15 protein-coding genes and 1 tRNA gene are annotated in these 15,728 nt (G+C 72.1%); 10 read left to right on the top strand and 6 right to left on the bottom strand.

From position 1 onward, the window contains the following. The first annotated feature begins 25 nt into the window (after positions 1-25). Together bagA and bagB are read left to right on the top strand one after the other, a co-directional pair. On the top strand, positions 26-1,012 hold the full coding sequence (gene bagA, locus ABD973_RS17410; RefSeq protein WP_125821577.1) for an ATPase BagA: 987 nt from the start codon (positions 26-28) through the stop codon (positions 1,010-1,012). A gap of 17 nt (positions 1,013-1,029) precedes the next feature. Continuing rightward, complete coding sequence (gene bagB / locus ABD973_RS17405; RefSeq protein WP_386381880.1) at positions 1,030-2,340, top strand: ATPase BagB; 1,311 nt, start codon at positions 1,030-1,032, stop codon at positions 2,338-2,340. A gap of 38 nt (positions 2,341-2,378) precedes the next feature. Here the strand turns inward: bagB and ABD973_RS17400 are convergent, their stop codons facing one another. Further along, positions 2,379-2,729, bottom strand: coding sequence for a WhiB family transcriptional regulator (locus ABD973_RS17400; RefSeq protein WP_030228569.1), 351 nt, complete (start codon positions 2,727-2,729; stop codon positions 2,379-2,381). 396 nt (positions 2,730-3,125) lie between these two features. On the opposite strand from ABD973_RS17400, the gene ABD973_RS17395 reads away from it, so the two are divergent. Continuing rightward, positions 3,126-5,474, top strand: coding sequence for a transglycosylase domain-containing protein (locus tag ABD973_RS17395; RefSeq protein WP_125603878.1), 2,349 nt, complete (start codon positions 3,126-3,128; stop codon positions 5,472-5,474). 98 nt (positions 5,475-5,572) lie between these two features. Here ABD973_RS17395 and ABD973_RS17390 read toward each other — a convergent pair whose 3' ends face one another. After that, entirely contained in the window at positions 5,573-6,034 is a 462-nt protein-coding gene (locus ABD973_RS17390; protein WP_125603877.1) for a GatB/YqeY domain-containing protein, read from the bottom strand. 68 nt (positions 6,035-6,102) lie between these two features. Between ABD973_RS17390 and ABD973_RS17385 the strand changes: the two genes are divergently transcribed. From ABD973_RS17385 to ABD973_RS17365, 5 genes are all read left to right on the top strand, one after another. After that, a complete protein-coding gene (locus ABD973_RS17385) occupies positions 6,103-7,041 on the top strand; it encodes a metallophosphoesterase (RefSeq protein ID WP_125821579.1) in 939 nt (312 codons plus the stop codon). 100 nt (positions 7,042-7,141) lie between these two features. Beyond that, positions 7,142-7,215: transfer RNA gene (locus ABD973_RS17380), tRNA-Pro, on the top strand. Between the two features lie 212 nt (positions 7,216-7,427). Next, positions 7,428-7,871 (top strand): luciferase domain-containing protein, encoded by a 444-nt coding sequence (locus tag ABD973_RS17375; protein WP_125821580.1) that lies wholly within the window; start codon positions 7,428-7,430, stop codon positions 7,869-7,871. A gap of 152 nt (positions 7,872-8,023) precedes the next feature. Then, positions 8,024-8,551, top strand: coding sequence for a potassium channel family protein (locus ABD973_RS17370; protein ID WP_125821581.1), 528 nt, complete (start codon positions 8,024-8,026; stop codon positions 8,549-8,551). Next, positions 8,548-9,894 carry a chloride channel protein gene (locus ABD973_RS17365; protein ID WP_125821582.1) on the top strand — a complete coding sequence of 449 codons (1,347 nt, stop codon included), beginning with the start codon at positions 8,548-8,550 and terminating at the stop codon, positions 9,892-9,894. Before ABD973_RS17370 ends, ABD973_RS17365 begins: the two co-directional genes overlap by 4 nt. Here the strand turns inward: ABD973_RS17365 and ABD973_RS17360 are convergent. Continuing rightward, a complete protein-coding gene (locus ABD973_RS17360) occupies positions 9,886-10,698 on the bottom strand; it encodes an alpha/beta fold hydrolase (protein ID WP_345500765.1) in 813 nt (270 codons plus the stop codon). The two genes, ABD973_RS17365 and ABD973_RS17360, sit on opposite strands and share 9 nt — an antisense overlap. Positions 10,699-10,799: 101 nt before the next feature. Here ABD973_RS17360 and ABD973_RS17355 point away from each other — a divergent pair, with 101 nt between their 5' ends. Further along, positions 10,800-11,450 (top strand): TetR/AcrR family transcriptional regulator, encoded by a 651-nt coding sequence (locus ABD973_RS17355; RefSeq protein WP_345500763.1) that lies wholly within the window; start codon positions 10,800-10,802, stop codon positions 11,448-11,450. A gap of 54 nt (positions 11,451-11,504) precedes the next feature. Here ABD973_RS17355 and ABD973_RS17350 read toward each other — a convergent pair whose 3' ends face one another. The 3 genes from ABD973_RS17350 to ABD973_RS17340 all read right to left on the bottom strand — a co-directional run bounded on the left by ABD973_RS17350 (position 11,505) and on the right by ABD973_RS17340 (position 13,744). Further along, positions 11,505-12,098 (bottom strand): HD domain-containing protein, encoded by a 594-nt coding sequence (locus ABD973_RS17350; protein WP_345500761.1) that lies wholly within the window; start codon positions 12,096-12,098, stop codon positions 11,505-11,507. A gap of 10 nt (positions 12,099-12,108) precedes the next feature. Continuing rightward, on the bottom strand, positions 12,109-13,410 hold the full coding sequence (gene codA / locus ABD973_RS17345) for a cytosine deaminase (protein WP_345500759.1): 1,302 nt from the start codon (positions 13,408-13,410) through the stop codon (positions 12,109-12,111). 166 nt (positions 13,411-13,576) lie between these two features. Then, entirely contained in the window at positions 13,577-13,744 is a 168-nt protein-coding gene (locus ABD973_RS17340; protein ID WP_164720908.1) for a hypothetical protein, read from the bottom strand. Between the two features lie 108 nt (positions 13,745-13,852). On the opposite strand from ABD973_RS17340, the gene ABD973_RS17335 reads away from it, so the two are divergent. Further along, positions 13,853-15,688 (top strand): S9 family peptidase, encoded by a 1,836-nt coding sequence (locus ABD973_RS17335; protein ID WP_125821586.1) that lies wholly within the window; start codon positions 13,853-13,855, stop codon positions 15,686-15,688. The last annotated feature ends 40 nt before the right edge of the window (positions 15,689-15,728 follow it).

Below are 15,728 nucleotides of genomic sequence, written 5' to 3'. Positions count from 1 at the left end.
GCGGGAGTGGTTAGGCTCGGACGCTGTGAGCAGGCTCCAGGTGGTCAGCGGCAAGGGCGGCACCGGCAAGACCACGGTCGCCGCGGCACTCGCGCTGGCCCTCGCGCGCGAGGGCAGGCGGACTCTTCTCGTGGAGGTCGAGGGCAGGCAGGGCATCGCACAGCTTTTCGGCACGGAAGCGCTCCCCTACGAGGAGCGGAAGATCGCCGTCGCGCCCGGCGCGGGCGGGGGTGAGGTGTACGCGCTCGCCATCGACGCCGAACGGGCGCTGCTGGACTACCTCCAGATGTTCTACAAGCTCGGCTCGGCCGGCCGCGCCCTGAAGAAGCTCGGCGCGATCGACTTCGCGACGACGATCGCGCCCGGTCTGCGGGACGTCCTGCTGACCGGCAAGGCGTGCGAGGCGGTGCGGCGCAAGGACAAGGCCGGGCGGTTCGTCTACGACCACGTGATCATGGATGCGCCGCCGACCGGGCGGATCACCCGCTTCCTGAACGTCAACGACGAGGTGGCGGGGCTGGCCCGGTTCGGGCCCATCCACAACCAGGCGCAGGCCGTCATGAAGGTGCTGAAGTCCCCGGACACGGCCGTGCACCTGGTGACGCTGCTGGAGGAGATGCCCGTCCAGGAGACCTCGGACGGGATCGACGAGCTGGTGGGGGCGGGGCTGCCCGTCGGCCGGGTGATCGTCAACATGGTTCGCCCGCACCACCTCGACGAGGACACCCTGCGGGCGGCCGCGGACGGCCACCGCACCGAGATCGCCAAGGCCCTGTCCCGGGCGGGGCTGGGCGGGGCGCGGCGGGGCGGGCTGGCCGAGCGGCTGGTGGAGCCGCTCCTGACGCAGGCGGCCGAGCACGCGAGCCGGGTGGAGCTGGAGCGGGAGCAGCGCGCGGTGCTGGCGGGCCTCGGCGTGCCGACGTACGAACTCCCCCTGCTCGGCTCGGGGATGGAGCTGGCCGGGCTGTACGAGCTGGCGGCGGAGCTGCGCAAGCAGGTGGGCGCCGAATGAGCGGGGGCGGGGAGACCATGGGGCTGGACACGCCGCAGCGGCTGGCGGTCGACGCGCTGTTGGACGATCCGGGGACGCGGATCATCGTGTGCTGCGGCGCGGGCGGGGTCGGCAAGACCACCACCGCGGCCGCACTGGGCGTACGGGCGGCCGAGCGCGGGCGGAAGGTGGTCGTGCTGACCATCGACCCGGCGCGCAGGCTGGCCCAGTCGATGGGGATCGACTCCCTCGACAACACGCCGCGCCGGGTGCCGGGGATAGAGGGCGGCGGCGGGGCGGGCGGCGGTGAACTGCACGCCATGATGCTGGACATGAAGCGGACGTTCGACGAGATCGTCGAGTCGCACGCGGACGGCGAGCGGGCGCGGGCGATCCTGGCGAACCCCTTCTACCAGTCCCTGTCGGCCGGCTTCGCGGGCACGCAGGAGTACATGGCGATGGAGAAGCTGGGGCAGCTGCGGGCCCGGGACGACTGGGACCTGATCGTCGTGGACACCCCGCCGAGCCGGTCCGCGCTGGACTTCCTCGACGCGCCGAAGCGGCTGGGGTCCTTCCTGGACGGGAAGTTCATCCGGGTGCTGATGGCTCCGGCGAAGGTCGGCGGCCGGGCCGGGATGGCGTTCCTCAACGTCGGCATGTCGATGATGACCGGCACCCTGAGCAAGCTGATGGGTGCCTCGCTGCTGAAGGACGTGCAGACGTTCGTGGCGGCGATGGACACGATGTTCGGAGGGTTCCGCACGCGCGCGGACGCGACGTTCCGGCTGCTCCAGGCTCCCGGTACGGCGTTCCTCGTGGTCGCGGCGCCGGAGCCGGACGCGCTGCGCGAGGCGGCGTACTTCGTGGAGCGGCTGGCCGCGGAGAGGATGCCGCTGGCCGGTCTGGTGCTGAACCGGGTGCACGGGAGTGACGCGGAACAGCTGTCGGCGGAGCGGGCGCTGGCGGCCGCAGAGAATCTTGAAGAAGGCGGCATTGTCGATCAGGAGTCCGGGAAAGCTGGACTTCGTGACGCCGCCGACGACGGCTCCCCCGGTGTGGGCGACGTACATGACCAGCGCGACGTGAACGACGTGAACGACACGAATGACGTGGACGGCGTGAACGGCGTGGACGGCGTGGACCAGATCACCGCAGGACTGCTGCGCCTGCACGCCGAGCGGATGCAGGTGATCGCGCGTGAGCAGCGCACACGCGATCGCTTCACCTCTCTTCACCCGGAGGTGGCGGTGGCCGAAGTGGCCGCCCTGCCCGGCGATGTGCACGACCTCGCCGGGCTGCGGGCCATCGGAGAGCGACTCGCGGCCGGGGTTCCGGCCGCAGGAGCGTAGGCGTACGTACGAGTGGTGCCGGCGCGGCGCCCGGGTGGTTACCCGGCTGCCGCGTAGGTCTCGTACGACACGTCGATCTCCGCGTCGACATCCACGGTGAGGATGCCCGTACTGCGCTCGTACTCCGTGCGGGCGGTTTCGAGCAGCCGTCGCCACGAGGTGACGGTGGGACGCCGGCGCAGCAATGCGCGTCGTTCCCGCTCGGTCATGCCGCCCCACACTCCGAACTCGACACGGTTGTCGAGTGCGTCGGCCAGGCATTCGGTCCGCACCGGACACCCGGTGCACACCGCCTTGGCCCTGTTCTGTGCCGCTCCTTGAACGAACAGTTCATCCGGATCGGTAGTGCGGCAGGCTGCCTGCGCACTCCAGTCGGTAACCCAGCCCATCCCGGTGCCGTCCTCTCCCGAATCGAGGCTCCCCCACGGCGGTAGCGGCATATTCACCGCTGCCAGTTGAGGACGTTACGGAAGGCGGGGACGGTGCAACACCCCCGACGGGCCCAATCTTGAATGGTCCGAACGGACTATGGGTAAGCGGCAGATCACCCGACGGAGTGATCCGGCGACATGCCCGACCATTCCGGCGATTCGGGTGAAATCGGGGAGCGCCGGTGAGCCGCCGTCAGAGCGAAGGGCGGGATTCGGACATGAGTCCACCCCATTCGGGAAGGGTGAAAATCAAGCCGGGGGGTTGATGTCGCACCGCACTGCTGTGACAGTTGGGGACAGCTTAGGCCAAGGCATTCGCGCGTGTCCGGTGAATGAGAACGTAGGCTGCCCTCTATGGGAAAGAAGCGCTCGGGCGCAGGGCTGACGGGGCCGCAGCAGGCCGCCAAGTTCCTCGGGGTGTCGGTTCTCTCCGGAGTCGTACTTGCCGGCATCGCGATCCCGGGCGCAGGCGCGCTGGGCCTCGCGGCCAAGGGCACGGTCGAGGGTTTCGATGAGATCCCGGCCAATCTGAAGACGCCTCCGCTGAGCCAGCGCACCACGATCCTGGATGCCGAGGGTGGCTTGATCGCCACCGTCTATTCACGGGACCGGCAGGTCGTGCCGCTGACGGCCATGTCGCCCTACATGCAGAAGGCGATCGTCGCCATCGAGGACTCGCGCTTCTACGAGCACGGCGCGGTCGACCTCAAGGGCATCCTCCGTGCGGTCAACCGCAACGCGCAGGAGGGCGGCGCGGCCCAGGGCGCCTCCACGCTCACGCAGCAGTACGTGAAGAACGTCTTCGTCGAGGAGGCCGGCGACGACGAGACGAAGGTGCGCGAGGCCCAGGAGAAGAGCCTCGGCCGCAAGATCCGCGAGCTGAAGTACTCGATCCAGGTCGAGGAGGAGCTCGGGAAGAAGAAGATCCTCGAGAACTACCTCAACATCACCTACTTCGGCCAGGGGGCGTACGGCATCGAGTCCGCCGCCCAGCGCTACTTCAGCAAGCCCGCCAAGGACCTGACGCTGGAGGAGTCGGCGCTGCTCGCCGGCCTCGTGCAGTCGCCCAGCCGGTACGACCCGGTGAACGACAGCCAGGAGGCGATGAAGCGCCGCAACGTCGTCCTGCAGCGCATGGCCGACGTCAAGGACATCTCGCAGGCCGAGGCGGACGAGGCGAAGGCGAAGCCGGTCACGCTGAAGGTGACCCGGCCCAAGAACGGCTGCATCACCGCGGTCAAGGGCGCCGGGTTCTTCTGCGACTACGTGCGCGCCACCTTCCTCTCCGACCCGGTCTTCGGCAAGACCCGCGAGGAGCGGGCCAAGATCTGGAACCAGGGCGGCCTGACCATCCGCACGACGCTGGACCCGCAGTCGCAGGAGGCCGCCAACGCCTCGATCAAGGACCACGTCAACGAGGACGACTCGATCGCCACGGCCGTGACCATGGTCCAGCCGGGCACCGGCAAGGTCCTGGCGATGGGCCAGTCGAAGCCGTACGGCTTCGGGAAGAACGAGACGCAGATCAACTACTCCGTCGACAAGCGGATGGGCGGCTCCAACTTCGGCTTCCAGGTGGGCTCCACGTTCAAGCCGTTCATCGCGGCCGCCGCCATAGAGCAGGGCATGGAGCCGACGAAGGTCTACTCGGCCCCGAACAAGATGGAGTACCCGAGCCCGGTGGCGCGCTGCTCGGGCCCGGCCTGGCAGAACCTGCCGCTCGGCAACGGCAAGCTGCAGACCGCGGAGAACGAGACGCGGGACGAGGTCGGCCCGTACGCGCTGCGGACGGCGATGGAGAAGTCCATCAACACCTACTTCGTGCAGATGATCTCGGACATCGGCCTCTGCCCGGTGACGGAGATGACGCAGAAGCTCGGCGTGGTCCCGGCCAGCGGGGTCAAGCTGCCCGAGGAGCCGTCCATCGCGCTCGGCTCCGCCGAGATGTCCCCGCTGACGATGGCCAACGCGTACGCCGCCTTCGCGAACCGGGGCGTCTACTGCACCCCGATCGCCCTGGAGTCGATCACCGACGCGCACGGCAAGGCGCTCACGGTGCCGAAGACCAAGTGCGACCGGGCGATGTCCCAGGACACGGCCGACACCATCAACCAGCTGCTGCGCGGGGTCGTCGACTCCGGTACGGGTGAGCGGGCCGGCCTGACCGACCGCGACAACGCGGGCAAGACCGGTACCACCGACAACCGCTACAACGCCTGGTTCGTGGGCTACACCCCGAACCTGTCCAGCGCGGTGTGGGTCGGCTCCGGCGGCTCGAAGAAGATCTCGATGGAGGACATCACCATCGGCGGTCAGTACTACCCGAAGGTCTTCGGCGGCGGCCTGCCCGGCCCGATCTGGAAGGACGCCGTCTCGGGCGCGCTCTCCGGCCGCGAGGCCCCGAACTTCGTCGGCGCCAGCGTCCCGGAGTCCCCGGTCGGGGGCGGCGGCGCGGGCAACGGCGGCACCGGCGGGAACGGCGGCGGCCGGGGCAACACGCCCCAGCCGCCCGCCACCCCGCGCAAGCCGAACAAGCCCGGCAAGCCCGGCGGTGACAACAAGCCCGGCGGCGGGGCCGGTGGCGGCGGAGCTGCCGCCGGAGGCGGCGGGGTCAACCCGGTCCCCGACGTGCCGGTCAAGCCGGTGCCCGAGGTCCCGGTGATCCCGGGTCCGACGGGCGCCGGCGGCGGGGCGACCCCGTAGCCGAACGGAGACGAAAGAGGGGGAGGGCCCCGGCCGGATCACCGGCCGGGGCCCTCCCCTCTTCTTCTCTGCTGTTCCTGTCCCTACGAAGGCCGACCCTACGAAAGCTGCTTCTTGACGGCCGCGGCGACGCGGCCGCCCTCCGCCAGACCCGCCACCTTCGGGTTGACGATCTTCATGACGGCGCCCATGGCCCGCGGCCCCTCGGCACCAGCCGCCTTGGCCTCCTCGACGGCCTGCGCCACGATCGCGGTCAGCTCGTCGTCGCTGAGCTGCTTGGGCAGGTAGGCGTCGAGGAACTCGCCCTCCGCGGTCTCCCGCGCGGCCTGCTCGTCGCGGCCGCCCTGGGCGAAGGCCTCCGCGGCCTCGCGGCGCTTCTTCGCCTCCTTGGCGATCACCTTGAGGACTTCCTCGTCGGAGAGCACGCGCGCCTCCTTGCCCGCGACCTCCTCCTTGGTGATGGCGGAGAGGGTCAGGCGCAGGGTGGACGAGCCGAGTTCGTCGCGCGCCTTGATGGCGGTGGTGAGGTCTTCCTGGAGCTTGGCCTTGAGCGTGGTCATGCCCCTGAGTCTGCCAGGTGCGGGGCCTGGGGCGCCCATCGGTTTTCCTGGTCTGCGACGATGGGGGCATGCACGCGCGTTACGCAACCCCCCTGAAGGTGACCGCCTCGATCGCGGCGGTGGGGGCCGCTGGTGTGGCCTATGCCGCGGGGTTCGAAGCCCGGTCCTTCCGACTTCGCCGGATCACCGTTCCGGTACTGCCCGCCGGGATGCGCCCGCTGCGCGTACTGCAGGTCTCGGACATCCACATGGTCGGCGGCCAGCGCAAGAAGCGCGCCTGGCTGCAGTCCCTGGCCGGACTGCGCCCCGACTTCGTCGTGAACACCGGGGACAACCTCTCCGACACGGAGGGCGTGCCCGAGCTGCTCGACTCTCTGGGTCCGCTGATGGAGTTCCCCGGGGTGTACGTCTTCGGGTCCAACGACTACTACGGGCCGCGGCTGCGCAACCCCGGGCGCTACCTGATCGAGAAGGTGCAGGGCCGCCACGGCCTCAACGGCAACAAGCCGGTCGTCGGCGCCGTGCACAACCCGTGGGAGGACATGCGGGACGCCTTCGACGCGGCGGGCTGGCTGAACCTCACGAACACCCGGGCCCGGCTGAAGGTGAACGGGGTGGAGCTGGCCTTCACCGGCCTGGACGACCCGCACATCAAGCGGGACCGCTACGAGCGGGTCGCGGGCGGCCCGGAGGCGGACGCGGACTTCTCCCTGGCCGTGGTGCACGCCCCCTACCTGCGGGTACTGGAATCCTTCACGGCCGACCGCTACCCGCTGATCCTCGCCGGGCACACCCACGGCGGCCAGCTGTGCGTCCCCTTCTACGGGGCGCTCGTCACCAACTGCGACCTCGACACGAAGCGGGTGAAGGGCCTGTCCACGTACGAGACCCAGGGCCGGCGCTCGTACCTCCACGTCTCGGCCGGCTGCGGCACCAACCGCTTCACCCCGGTCCGCTTCGCCTGCCCCCCGGAGGCGACCCTCCTGACCCTGGCCCCCAAGGCCTGACCCCGGCCCCGGACCCCCGCGAAAACCGGATTTCGTCTCAGGCCGAGGGTCCGCTAAAGTAATCGATGTCGCCAGGACAGCACAGCTTCAGGGCGACGATCGGGGTGTAGCGCAGCTTGGCAGCGCGCTTCGTTCGGGACGAAGAGGTCGTGGGTTCAAATCCCGCCACCCCGACTTCGTAAGACCAGGTCAAGGGCCTGATCCGCATCGCGGATCAGGCCCTTCCTGCATTTCGGCGTGCCGTCCTTCGGGTACCCCCGGGCGTCCTCGACCGGATCGCCAGCAAGGCAAAAGCGGATGCGTGGACCCTGGATGCCGCAGCTTCGCAGCTCCTTGGAGCGCTCACGCCGCGGCCGGCTTTCCGTCGGCCGGAAAGGAACACCATCGTGCTTTCCCTGCCCCCGCGCCCCGGCGCGGCCCCGCGCGTCTTCGGTCCTGCCCCGCACGGCCAGGGCTCCCAGATCTCCCCGATCATGATGCAGGAGGAGCTGTGGGGGCGGATGCGGGCGCTGCCCTTCGTCTACATGGCCCCCACGCTCGTCTCCGTCTCGCACGCCCGCTCGCTCTTCCTGCCCGAGGGCATCGGGTCGGGTCCGGACGAAGCGTTCCAGGGCGGCCGGGAGTTCGCGCACATCCACCCCCACCACGACGGCTCCCTCCACGTGACCCTCCCGAAGGACATCGAGGCCGAGGTAATCGACGCCGGTTGGGGCGTGCACCACCCCGTCCAGAACGTGACGCTCATCTACGGGCCCCGGAACTCGGCGGAGCTGGAGATCGCCTGGCGGATCGTGCAGGAGTCGTACTGGTACGCGCTCGGCGCGAAGTAGCACCCGCCGCCTTCTCCAGGTCAGGGGCCTGATCCGAGGACCGGATCGGGCCCCTGCAGTGTCCTGACCGCTCCGGTGGGTGTGCGTGGGGTGCGGGGTGGGGGTGGGGGTGTTGGAATGCGGGGAGGGACAGGCTGCGGTGAGGAGCGGTCATGGGCGGCGGCTCCGGGTGGATGGTGGTGCTGGTGCACCTGCTGCGGGCGGTCGGGTCCGGGGCGTTGGTGACGTACCTGTACTACGTGGCCCCGCTGGACTACGGCTTCGGGGTCGTGGCCGTCGCGGCGCTGGCCGCGGGGCTGCTGGTCTTCGGGTGCCTGATCGTCTGGCAGGTCAAGGCCATCGCCCGTTCGGCCCATCCGAGGCTGCGGGTCCTGGAGGCCCTGGGCACCGCGGTGCCGCTGTTCCTGATGCTGTTCTCGGCGGCGTACTTCCTGCTCTCGGGTGACCGGCCCGGGTCGTTCTCCGAGGCGCTGAGCCGGACCGACGCCCTGTACTTCACGGTGACGGTGTTCGCGACCGTGGGCTTCGGCGACATCGTGCCCGCCGACGGGACCGGGCGGGCGCTGGTCACCGCGCAGATGGTGGCCGATCTGATCATGGTGGGGCTCGTCGCCAAGGTGCTCTTCGGAGCGGTGGAGACCGGGCTGTCCCGGCGGCCTGAGAAGAGGAGCGGTCCATGACGGCTACGGAACCCCAGCCCGGGCAGCCCGGCCGGCCCGCCCAGCCGGCCCGGCAGCCCGAACCGGTGGTGCTGCGGGGGCTGCTGAAGACGGCTTCGTACCGCAGGATCCTGCTGCTCTGCGCCCTGGTCGGGATTCCGGTGTCCCTCGTCTGCTTCTGGTTCCTCGCGGGGCTGCACGCGTTGCAGCAGCTGCTGTGGGAGAGCCTGCCGCACTCGCTCGGCTGGGACGGGCCGCCGTGGTGGTGGCCGCTGCCGCTGCTGCTGGTCGGCGGCATCGGCGTGGGCCTGGTGGTGGCCCGGCTGCCCGGGGCCGGCGGGCACGTCCCCGCGGCCGGGCTGGCCGTGGGCGGGGCGTCGACCAAGGTGCTGCCGGGGGTGGTGCTCGCGGCGGCGGCGAGCCTGCCGTTCGGCGCGGTGCTGGGCCCGGAGGCGCCGCTGATCGCCCTGGGCAGCGGCTTCGCGCTGCTGTTGAGGGACCTCGCGCGGGGGTCGGCCACCCCGCAGGCCACGGCGCTGCTGGGGGTGGCGGGCGCGGCCGCGGCCATCGCCGCCATCTTCGGGAGCCCGCTGGTCGCGGCCGTGCTGCTGATCGAGGTGGTGGGGGTGGGCGGCCCGCAGCTGGTCGCCGTCATGCTGCCCGCGATGCTGTCGAGCGGGGTGGGGGCCCTGGTGTTCACCGGGTTCGGGCGCTGGACCGGCCTGCAGACCGACGGGCTGGCCGTCACGCTCCCCGGGCCCGTGCCCCGGCTGGACGCGGCCGACGTGGGCTGGGCGCTGCTGCTGGCCGTGGTGCTGGCGGCCGTCGTGCGCGAGGCGGTGGGGGCGGGTCAGGTGGTGGCGGCGTTCGTGGCGAAGGGGCCGGTGACGCGTACGGCGCTGTGCGCGCTCGGCGCCGGTGTCTGCGCGGCCGTGTACGCGCTGGTCACGGACCGTTCCCCGGTGGACGTGGCCTCGTCCGGGCAGGCCTTGCTGGCCTCGCTGGCCGGTGATCCGAAGGCCTGGGGCGCGGGGGCGCTGGTGGCCGTGCTGCTGTGCAAGACCGTCGCGTACGCGCTCTGCCTCGGCGGCATGCGCGGCGGCCCGATCTTCCCCGCGCTGTTCCTGGGGGCGGCGGCCGGGGTGCTGGCGGCGCCGCTGCCCGGGCTGGGGGTGGTGCCGGCGGTGGCGGCGGGGCTGGCCGCGGCGGGGGCGAGCGTGCTGCGGCTGCCGGTCAGCAGCGCGGTGATGGCGATCCTGCTGGTCGGCAGCCCGGGGATGACGCCGGTGGTGATCCTGGCCGCCGTCGCGGCCCTGATCACCACCGAGCTGCTGCCCGGGCCCCGGCGTCAGCTGTCAGGCTGAGGGCCCGTCGGCGCCGAAGAACTCCGCCAGGGCGGGGGCCAGGACGGCCGGGTCCACGTCGTGGGTCTGGCCGTCCAGGGTGCGGTGGCGGCCCGCCGGCAGCAGGGCGGCGAGGGCCCGGGCGCCGGACTGGAGCCAGGGGTCGCTCGCGCCGCCGCCGATGGCCAGCACGGGGATCCGTACGGCCGCCCAGCGGTCGGCCGGCAGGGGGTGGCCGGACATGGTGTCGCCCATGACCCGGGCGTCGTACGGGAGGGTGTGCGCCAGCGCCGCGAAGTGGCTCCAGAGGCCGCTCGCCCGTATCTGGCCGACGAGTTCGGCCGGGACGAGGACGGCGGCGGTGAGCATGAGGGTGACGGCGTCGTCGCGCCGGTCCTCGGCGATGGCGGTGTCCAGCTGCTCCACGCAGTCGGCGGGGACCGGGGGGCGGCTGTCGTCGACGACGAAGGGGGGCTCGTACAGGGCGAGTTCCTTCATCGGGACGCCGTGGGCCGCGGCCTCCAGGGCCAGGACGGCGCCCGAGGACATGCCCATCACCCGTACGGGGCCGTCGAGTTCGGCGATGACGGCGACCAGGTCCTCGACCTCCCGCTCCACCGCGTAGGGGGCGGTGTCGCCGCTGTCGCCCCGGCCGCGGCGGTCGTAGGTCACGACGGTGAAGCGCTCGCCGAGGAGCCCCGCGAGCACCGCCCACCTGGGGTCGTTGCGGACCTGGTAGGCGCCTCCGACGAGGACGAGGGCGGGACCCGCGCCGCTGCGGTCGTAGGCGATGGCGGTCCCGTCGCGGGAAATGGCCTTCTGCACGGTCTGCTCCCCCTCACACTATGTGGACGGCGTCCACATCTCGATCGTAGGCTATACCTGTAAGTTCACGCCGTCCACATAAAGCGAGGAATCGAGGCCCGATGCCTTCGAAGACCGAACCACCGCCCCCGCCCAAGCGCAGTACCTACCGCCACGGGAACCTGCGCAGCGCGCTGCTCGAAGCCGCCCTGGAGCTGGCGCGCGAGGGCGGACCGGACGCCGTCTCGCTGCGCGAGGTCACCCGGCGCGCCGGGGTGTCGCCCAACGCCGCCTACCGGCACTTCGCCGACCGGGGGGCACTGGTGCACGGGGTCTCGCAGGCCGCGATGGCCCGGGTGGCCCTGGCGATGGAGGCGGAGATCGACGGCCTGCCCCCCGCCCAGGACCCGGCCGAAGCCGCCCGCGCCCGCTTCCGCGCGGTGGGAACGGGCTACATCCGCTTCGCCGTGACCGAGCCGGGCTGGTTCCGGACCGCCTTCCACGTACCGGCCGACATGACGTACGCGGCCGACGCCACGGCCGCCGGGGCGGGCGGGCTCACGCCGTTCGAGCTGCTCGGCGCCTCGCTGGACGGGCTCGTGGAGACCGGCGCCCTGCCGCAGGCCCGCCGCCCGGGCGCGGAGTTCCTCGCCTGGTCCGCGGTGCACGGCCTGGCGTCCCTGATCATCGACGGCCCCCTGTGCGGCATCACCCCGGAGCAGGCCCACGACGCGGGCCGGGACGTGATCGCCATGATCGAGCGGGGGCTCTGACGCCCGACGGGGACCGGGCCGGGCCGGGGGCCGCCGCCCGGCCGGCCCCGTGCGTCACGCGTCCAGGGGGTTCGCGGCGATGCGCTTCGCCGCGCCGCCCGCGACGTAGGACGTCGCCGCGCAGGCGGGCTTGCGGGCCGCCTGGTCCTCGACCAGGGCGAGGAAGGAGGGGCCGAAGCCGAGGCGGGGGTAGTGCTCCAGCAGGCCGGAGAGGAAGGCCGGCTCGAAGTCGGCCACGCGCAGGCCGGACACGTCGGCACTGGTGCCCACCTGGAGGAGGTGGCTCTCGACGTCCTCGGCGGCCGTGACGTCGTCGCGCATGTGCAGCACGATGACCTCCTCCGCGCGGGCCCGGCGGGCCGGGGGCCAGCCCAGGCCGGCCGTGAAGAGCCGGGCCACGTGTCCGCCGGCCTCCTCGAAGGGCAGGGTGTGGCTGTCGAACGGCGCGGTCAGGCCCAGGTCGTGGAGCAGGGCGCTGACGTAGAGCAGCTCCGCGTCGTACGAGAGCCCGTGCGCGCGGGCGTACTCGGCGCCGAAGGCGTAGGAGCGGACGGAGTGGTTGAGGAGGGCGGCGTCGGCGTACTCCGAGGCGATCTCGAAGGCCGAACGGGCCGTGTCCGAATCGAGGTTGTGAAGGGTCCACGTCATGGACCGCACTCTAGAGGGGGGTGGTGAAGTCCACCGCCGACGGGCCTTCCTCTCCCGGCCACCACAACCGGGCCGGTGCGGGCGGGGTTTCGGCGAGGACGGTGCCGCGCGAGACGACGTACCGCGGCCGGACCTGGCGGCGGATCGCCTCCGCGGGGGTGGGTGCCGGGAGGAGGACGAAGGAGGCGGGGGCGCCCGGCGTGATCCCGTACTCGGTGGAGGACAGGCCGAGGACCCGCGCCGCGCGCTCCGTCACCATCGAGAACGCGACCGGGATGTCGTCCGCGCCGGTGAGCTGGGCGGCGTACAGGCCGACGAGGGCGGTCTGGAGCGGGTTGGCGGTGCCGAGGGCGTTCCAGGGATCCATCACGTCGTCGTGGCCGAAGGCCACGTTGACCCCGGCGGCCAGCATCTCCTTCACCTGGGTGAGGCCGCGCCGCTTGGGGTAGGCGTCGAAGCGGCCCTGGAGGTTGAGGTTCGCGAAGGGGTTGGCGACCAGGTTGATGCCGGAACGGGCGAGCAGCCGCTGGAGTTTGAAGCTGTAGGCGCCGTTGTAGGAGCCCATGGCGGTGGTGTGGGAGGCGGTGGCGCGCTCGCGCAGGCCCGAACGCAGGGCGAGGCTGGCCAGCACCTCCACGAAGCGGGACTGTTCGTCGTCGATCTCGTCGCAGTGGGCGTCTACGCGGAGTCCGTGCTCCTCGGCCACCGCGAACGCGGTCCGCAGCGAGGCGACGCCGTCCTCGCGGGTGTCCTCGAAGTGCGGGATCGCACCGACCACGTCCGCCCCGCGGGCGACGGCCTCGCGCAGGAGCGCCTCGCCGTCGGGGAAGGAGACGATGCCCTCCTGCGGGAAGGCGACGATCTGCAGGGTCATGATGTCCCGCACCCGGTCGCGGACCTCCAGCAGCGCGTCCAGTGCGGTGAGGGACGGGTCGGTGACGTCGCAGTGCGTACGGACGTGCAGCACGCCGTTGGCCGCCTGCCAGCGCAGCACCTCGGTGGCCCGGGCGATCACGTCCTCGCGGGTCAGGGTGCGCTTGCGCTCGCTCCAGCAGGCGATGCCCTCCCACAGGGTGCCGGAGACGTTCGGGCGGGGCCGGCCTGCGGTGAGGGCGGTGTCCAGGTGGATGTGCGGCTCGACGAAGGGGGCGGTGAGCAGCCCGCCGTGGGCCTCGATGAGCACGCCGGTCGCGGGCGGCTCCTTCTGGTCGTCGTACGGGATCACCCGCGCGATCCGGCCGTCCTCGGCGACCTCCACGTCGGACAGGCCGTCTTCGTGCAGCAGCCGGGCGCCCCGGACGATCATCCGCATGCGAGCCAGCCTAGGCACCCCGCCCGGAGTGCGCACGCGGCTCGGCGGACCCGCGCGTGCACACATACCCGCGCGGGCACACGGACCCGCGCGGGCCCGGGGCCCGACACCGGCACGCGGCCCGACGTTTCACGTGAAACATCGGGCCGGTGACCGGTGCCGAGGCTCAGCCGCGCTTGGCCTGTGCCTTCTGCTGCATGCCTCGCGTCTTCGCGGAGAGCGACTGGGCCTCTCTGCCCGCGGCCTTGGCACGTGCCTCGGCCGCCGTGTTCTTCGCCATCGCGCGTTCGGAATCCTGGTGGCTGTGGTGGCCGGTACGAGCCTTCTTGGCCATGATCAACACCCTCTCGCAGCGTTCGGCGTACGCACACCACCATGCGCCCGTTCGGCGCAGTCGGCATCCCGGCCGCCCGCCGCGGCCGGACCCGTAAGAATGGAGCGCATGACCAGCAGCGACAGCGACCTGACCCCCGGCACCGCACCCGCTTCCGAGATGCCCGACTGGGAGAAGCGCTTCCGGGCACCGCGCGTGGGCCTTCCCGAGTGGGCCGAGGACGCCCCGGACCGCTCGCTCTTCGTCTCGAACGCCACCGGGACCTACGAGCTCTACGCCTGGGACCGGGCCACCGGCACGCAGCGGCAGGCCACCGACCGCCCCAACGGCACCACCGACGGCACGCTCTCCCCCGACGGGGAGTGGATCTGGTGGTTCTCCGACACCGACGGAGACGAGTTCGGCACCTGGGTCCGCCAGCCCTTCGCCGGCGGACCGGACGAGCCCGCCACGCCCGGACTGGAGCCCTCCTACCCCGCCGGCCTCGCCATCGGCCGTGACGGCACGGCGGTCGTGGGCCGGTCCACCGACGAGGAGGGCTCCACCATCCACGTCGTACGCCCCGGCGCCGCCCCCGAGGTCGTCTACCGGCACCGCGAGTCGGCCGGCGTGGGCGACCTCTCCTACGACGGGACCCTCCTGGCGATCGAGCACACCGAGCACGGCGACGCCATGCACACGGCGCTGCGCGTGGTCACCCTCGACGGCGCCACCGTCGCCGAGCTGGACGACTCCCGGGGCGGCACCGAGGAACTGGGCCTGGAGGTGCTCGGCTTCGCACCCGTCGCCGGGGACACCCGGCTGCTCATCGGGCACCAGCGCCGCGGCCGCTGGGAGCCGATGGTGTGGGACGTGGCCAGTGGGGCGGAGGAGGACCTGGCCGTCGACCTGCCCGGCGACGTGAGCGCCGAGTGGTACCCGGACGGGAGCGCGCTGCTCATCGCCCACAGCTTCGAGGCGCGCAGCGAGCTGTGGCGCTACGACCTGGCCGCGCGCGAACTCGTACGGGTGGACACTCCGCCGGGAACGGTGTCGGGTGCGACGGCCCGCCCGGACGGGACCGTGGAGTACCAGTGGTCCTCGGCCGCCGAGCCGGCCGTCGTACGGTCCACCGCGGGCGGGGTCGTCCTGGACCCGCCGGGCATGCGGCCGCCGGCCTCCGTGCCGGTGGAGGACGTCTGGGTGGAAGGGCCCGGCGGGCGGATCCACGCGCTCGCACAGCGGCCCGTGGGCCACGGTGACGGCCCCTTCCCGACGGTCTTCGAGATCCACGGCGGGCCGACCTGGCACGACTCCGACGCCTTCGCGGCCACCCCGGCGGCCTGGCTGGACCACGGTTTCGCGGTGGTCCGCGTCAACTACCGGGGCTCGACGGGCTACGGCCGCGAGTGGACCGACGCCCTCAAGCACCGGGTCGGCCTGATCGAGCTGGAGGACATCACTGCGGTCCGGGAGTGGGCCGTGGCCTCCGGCCTGGCGGATCCGGCGCGGCTGGTGCTCTCGGGCGGGTCCTGGGGCGGCTACCTGACACTGCTCGGCATCGGCATGCGGCCCGACGACTGGGCGGTCGGGCTGGCCGCCGTACCGGTCGCGGACTACGTGACGGCGTACCACGACGAGATGGAGGCGCTGAAGGCCCTGGACCGCACCCTCTTCGGCGGCACCCCGGAGGAGGTCCCGGAGCGGTTCGAGGCCTCCTCGCCGCTGACGTACGTGGACGCGGTGAAGGCGCCGGTGCACATCGCGGCGGGCGTCAACGACCCGCGCTGCCCGATCCGGCAGATCGAGAACTACGTCGACCGGCTCGCTGCGCGCGGCGCGGTGCACGAGGTGTACCGCTACGACGCGGGACACGGCTCGCTGGTGGTGGAGGAGCGCATCAAGCAGGTCCGGATGGACCTGGAATTCGCGCTGAAGCACCTGCCGCAGGGCCTGCCGGGCTGACCCGGCACCGGGCTTCCGGTGCACCCCCCGTACCGTTGGT

The organism is Streptomyces racemochromogenes (assembly GCF_039535215.1).
GTDB lineage: Bacteria > Actinomycetota > Actinomycetes > Streptomycetales > Streptomycetaceae > Streptomyces > Streptomyces racemochromogenes.
Note: the sequence above shows the minus strand (reverse complement) of the source record. Positions and strands in the feature narration are given on the sequence as shown.

Bases quoted from the DNA above. Each gene is read 5' to 3' on its own strand.
- bagB (WP_386381880.1), top strand. From the start codon at position 1,030: ATGGGGCTGGACACGCCGCAGCGGCTGGCGGTCGACGCGCTGTTGGAC.
- ABD973_RS17400 (WP_030228569.1), bottom strand. From the start codon at position 2,729: ATGGGCTGGGTTACCGACTGGAGTGCGCAGGCAGCCTGCCGCACTACC.
- ABD973_RS17395 (WP_125603878.1), top strand. From the start codon at position 3,126: ATGGGAAAGAAGCGCTCGGGCGCAGGGCTGACGGGGCCGCAGCAGGCC.
- ABD973_RS17390 (WP_125603877.1), bottom strand. From the start codon at position 6,034: ATGACCACGCTCAAGGCCAAGCTCCAGGAAGACCTCACCACCGCCATC.
- ABD973_RS17385 (WP_125821579.1), top strand. From the start codon at position 6,103: ATGCACGCGCGTTACGCAACCCCCCTGAAGGTGACCGCCTCGATCGCG.
- ABD973_RS17370 (WP_125821581.1), top strand. From the start codon at position 8,024: ATGGGCGGCGGCTCCGGGTGGATGGTGGTGCTGGTGCACCTGCTGCGG.
- ABD973_RS17365 (WP_125821582.1), top strand. From the start codon at position 8,548: ATGACGGCTACGGAACCCCAGCCCGGGCAGCCCGGCCGGCCCGCCCAG.
- ABD973_RS17355 (WP_345500763.1), top strand. From the start codon at position 10,800: ATGCCTTCGAAGACCGAACCACCGCCCCCGCCCAAGCGCAGTACCTAC.
- ABD973_RS17350 (WP_345500761.1), bottom strand. From the start codon at position 12,098: ATGACGTGGACCCTTCACAACCTCGATTCGGACACGGCCCGTTCGGCC.
- codA (WP_345500759.1), bottom strand. From the start codon at position 13,410: ATGCGGATGATCGTCCGGGGCGCCCGGCTGCTGCACGAAGACGGCCTG.
- ABD973_RS17340 (WP_164720908.1), bottom strand. From the start codon at position 13,744: ATGGCCAAGAAGGCTCGTACCGGCCACCACAGCCACCAGGATTCCGAA.
- ABD973_RS17335 (WP_125821586.1), top strand. From the start codon at position 13,853: ATGACCAGCAGCGACAGCGACCTGACCCCCGGCACCGCACCCGCTTCC.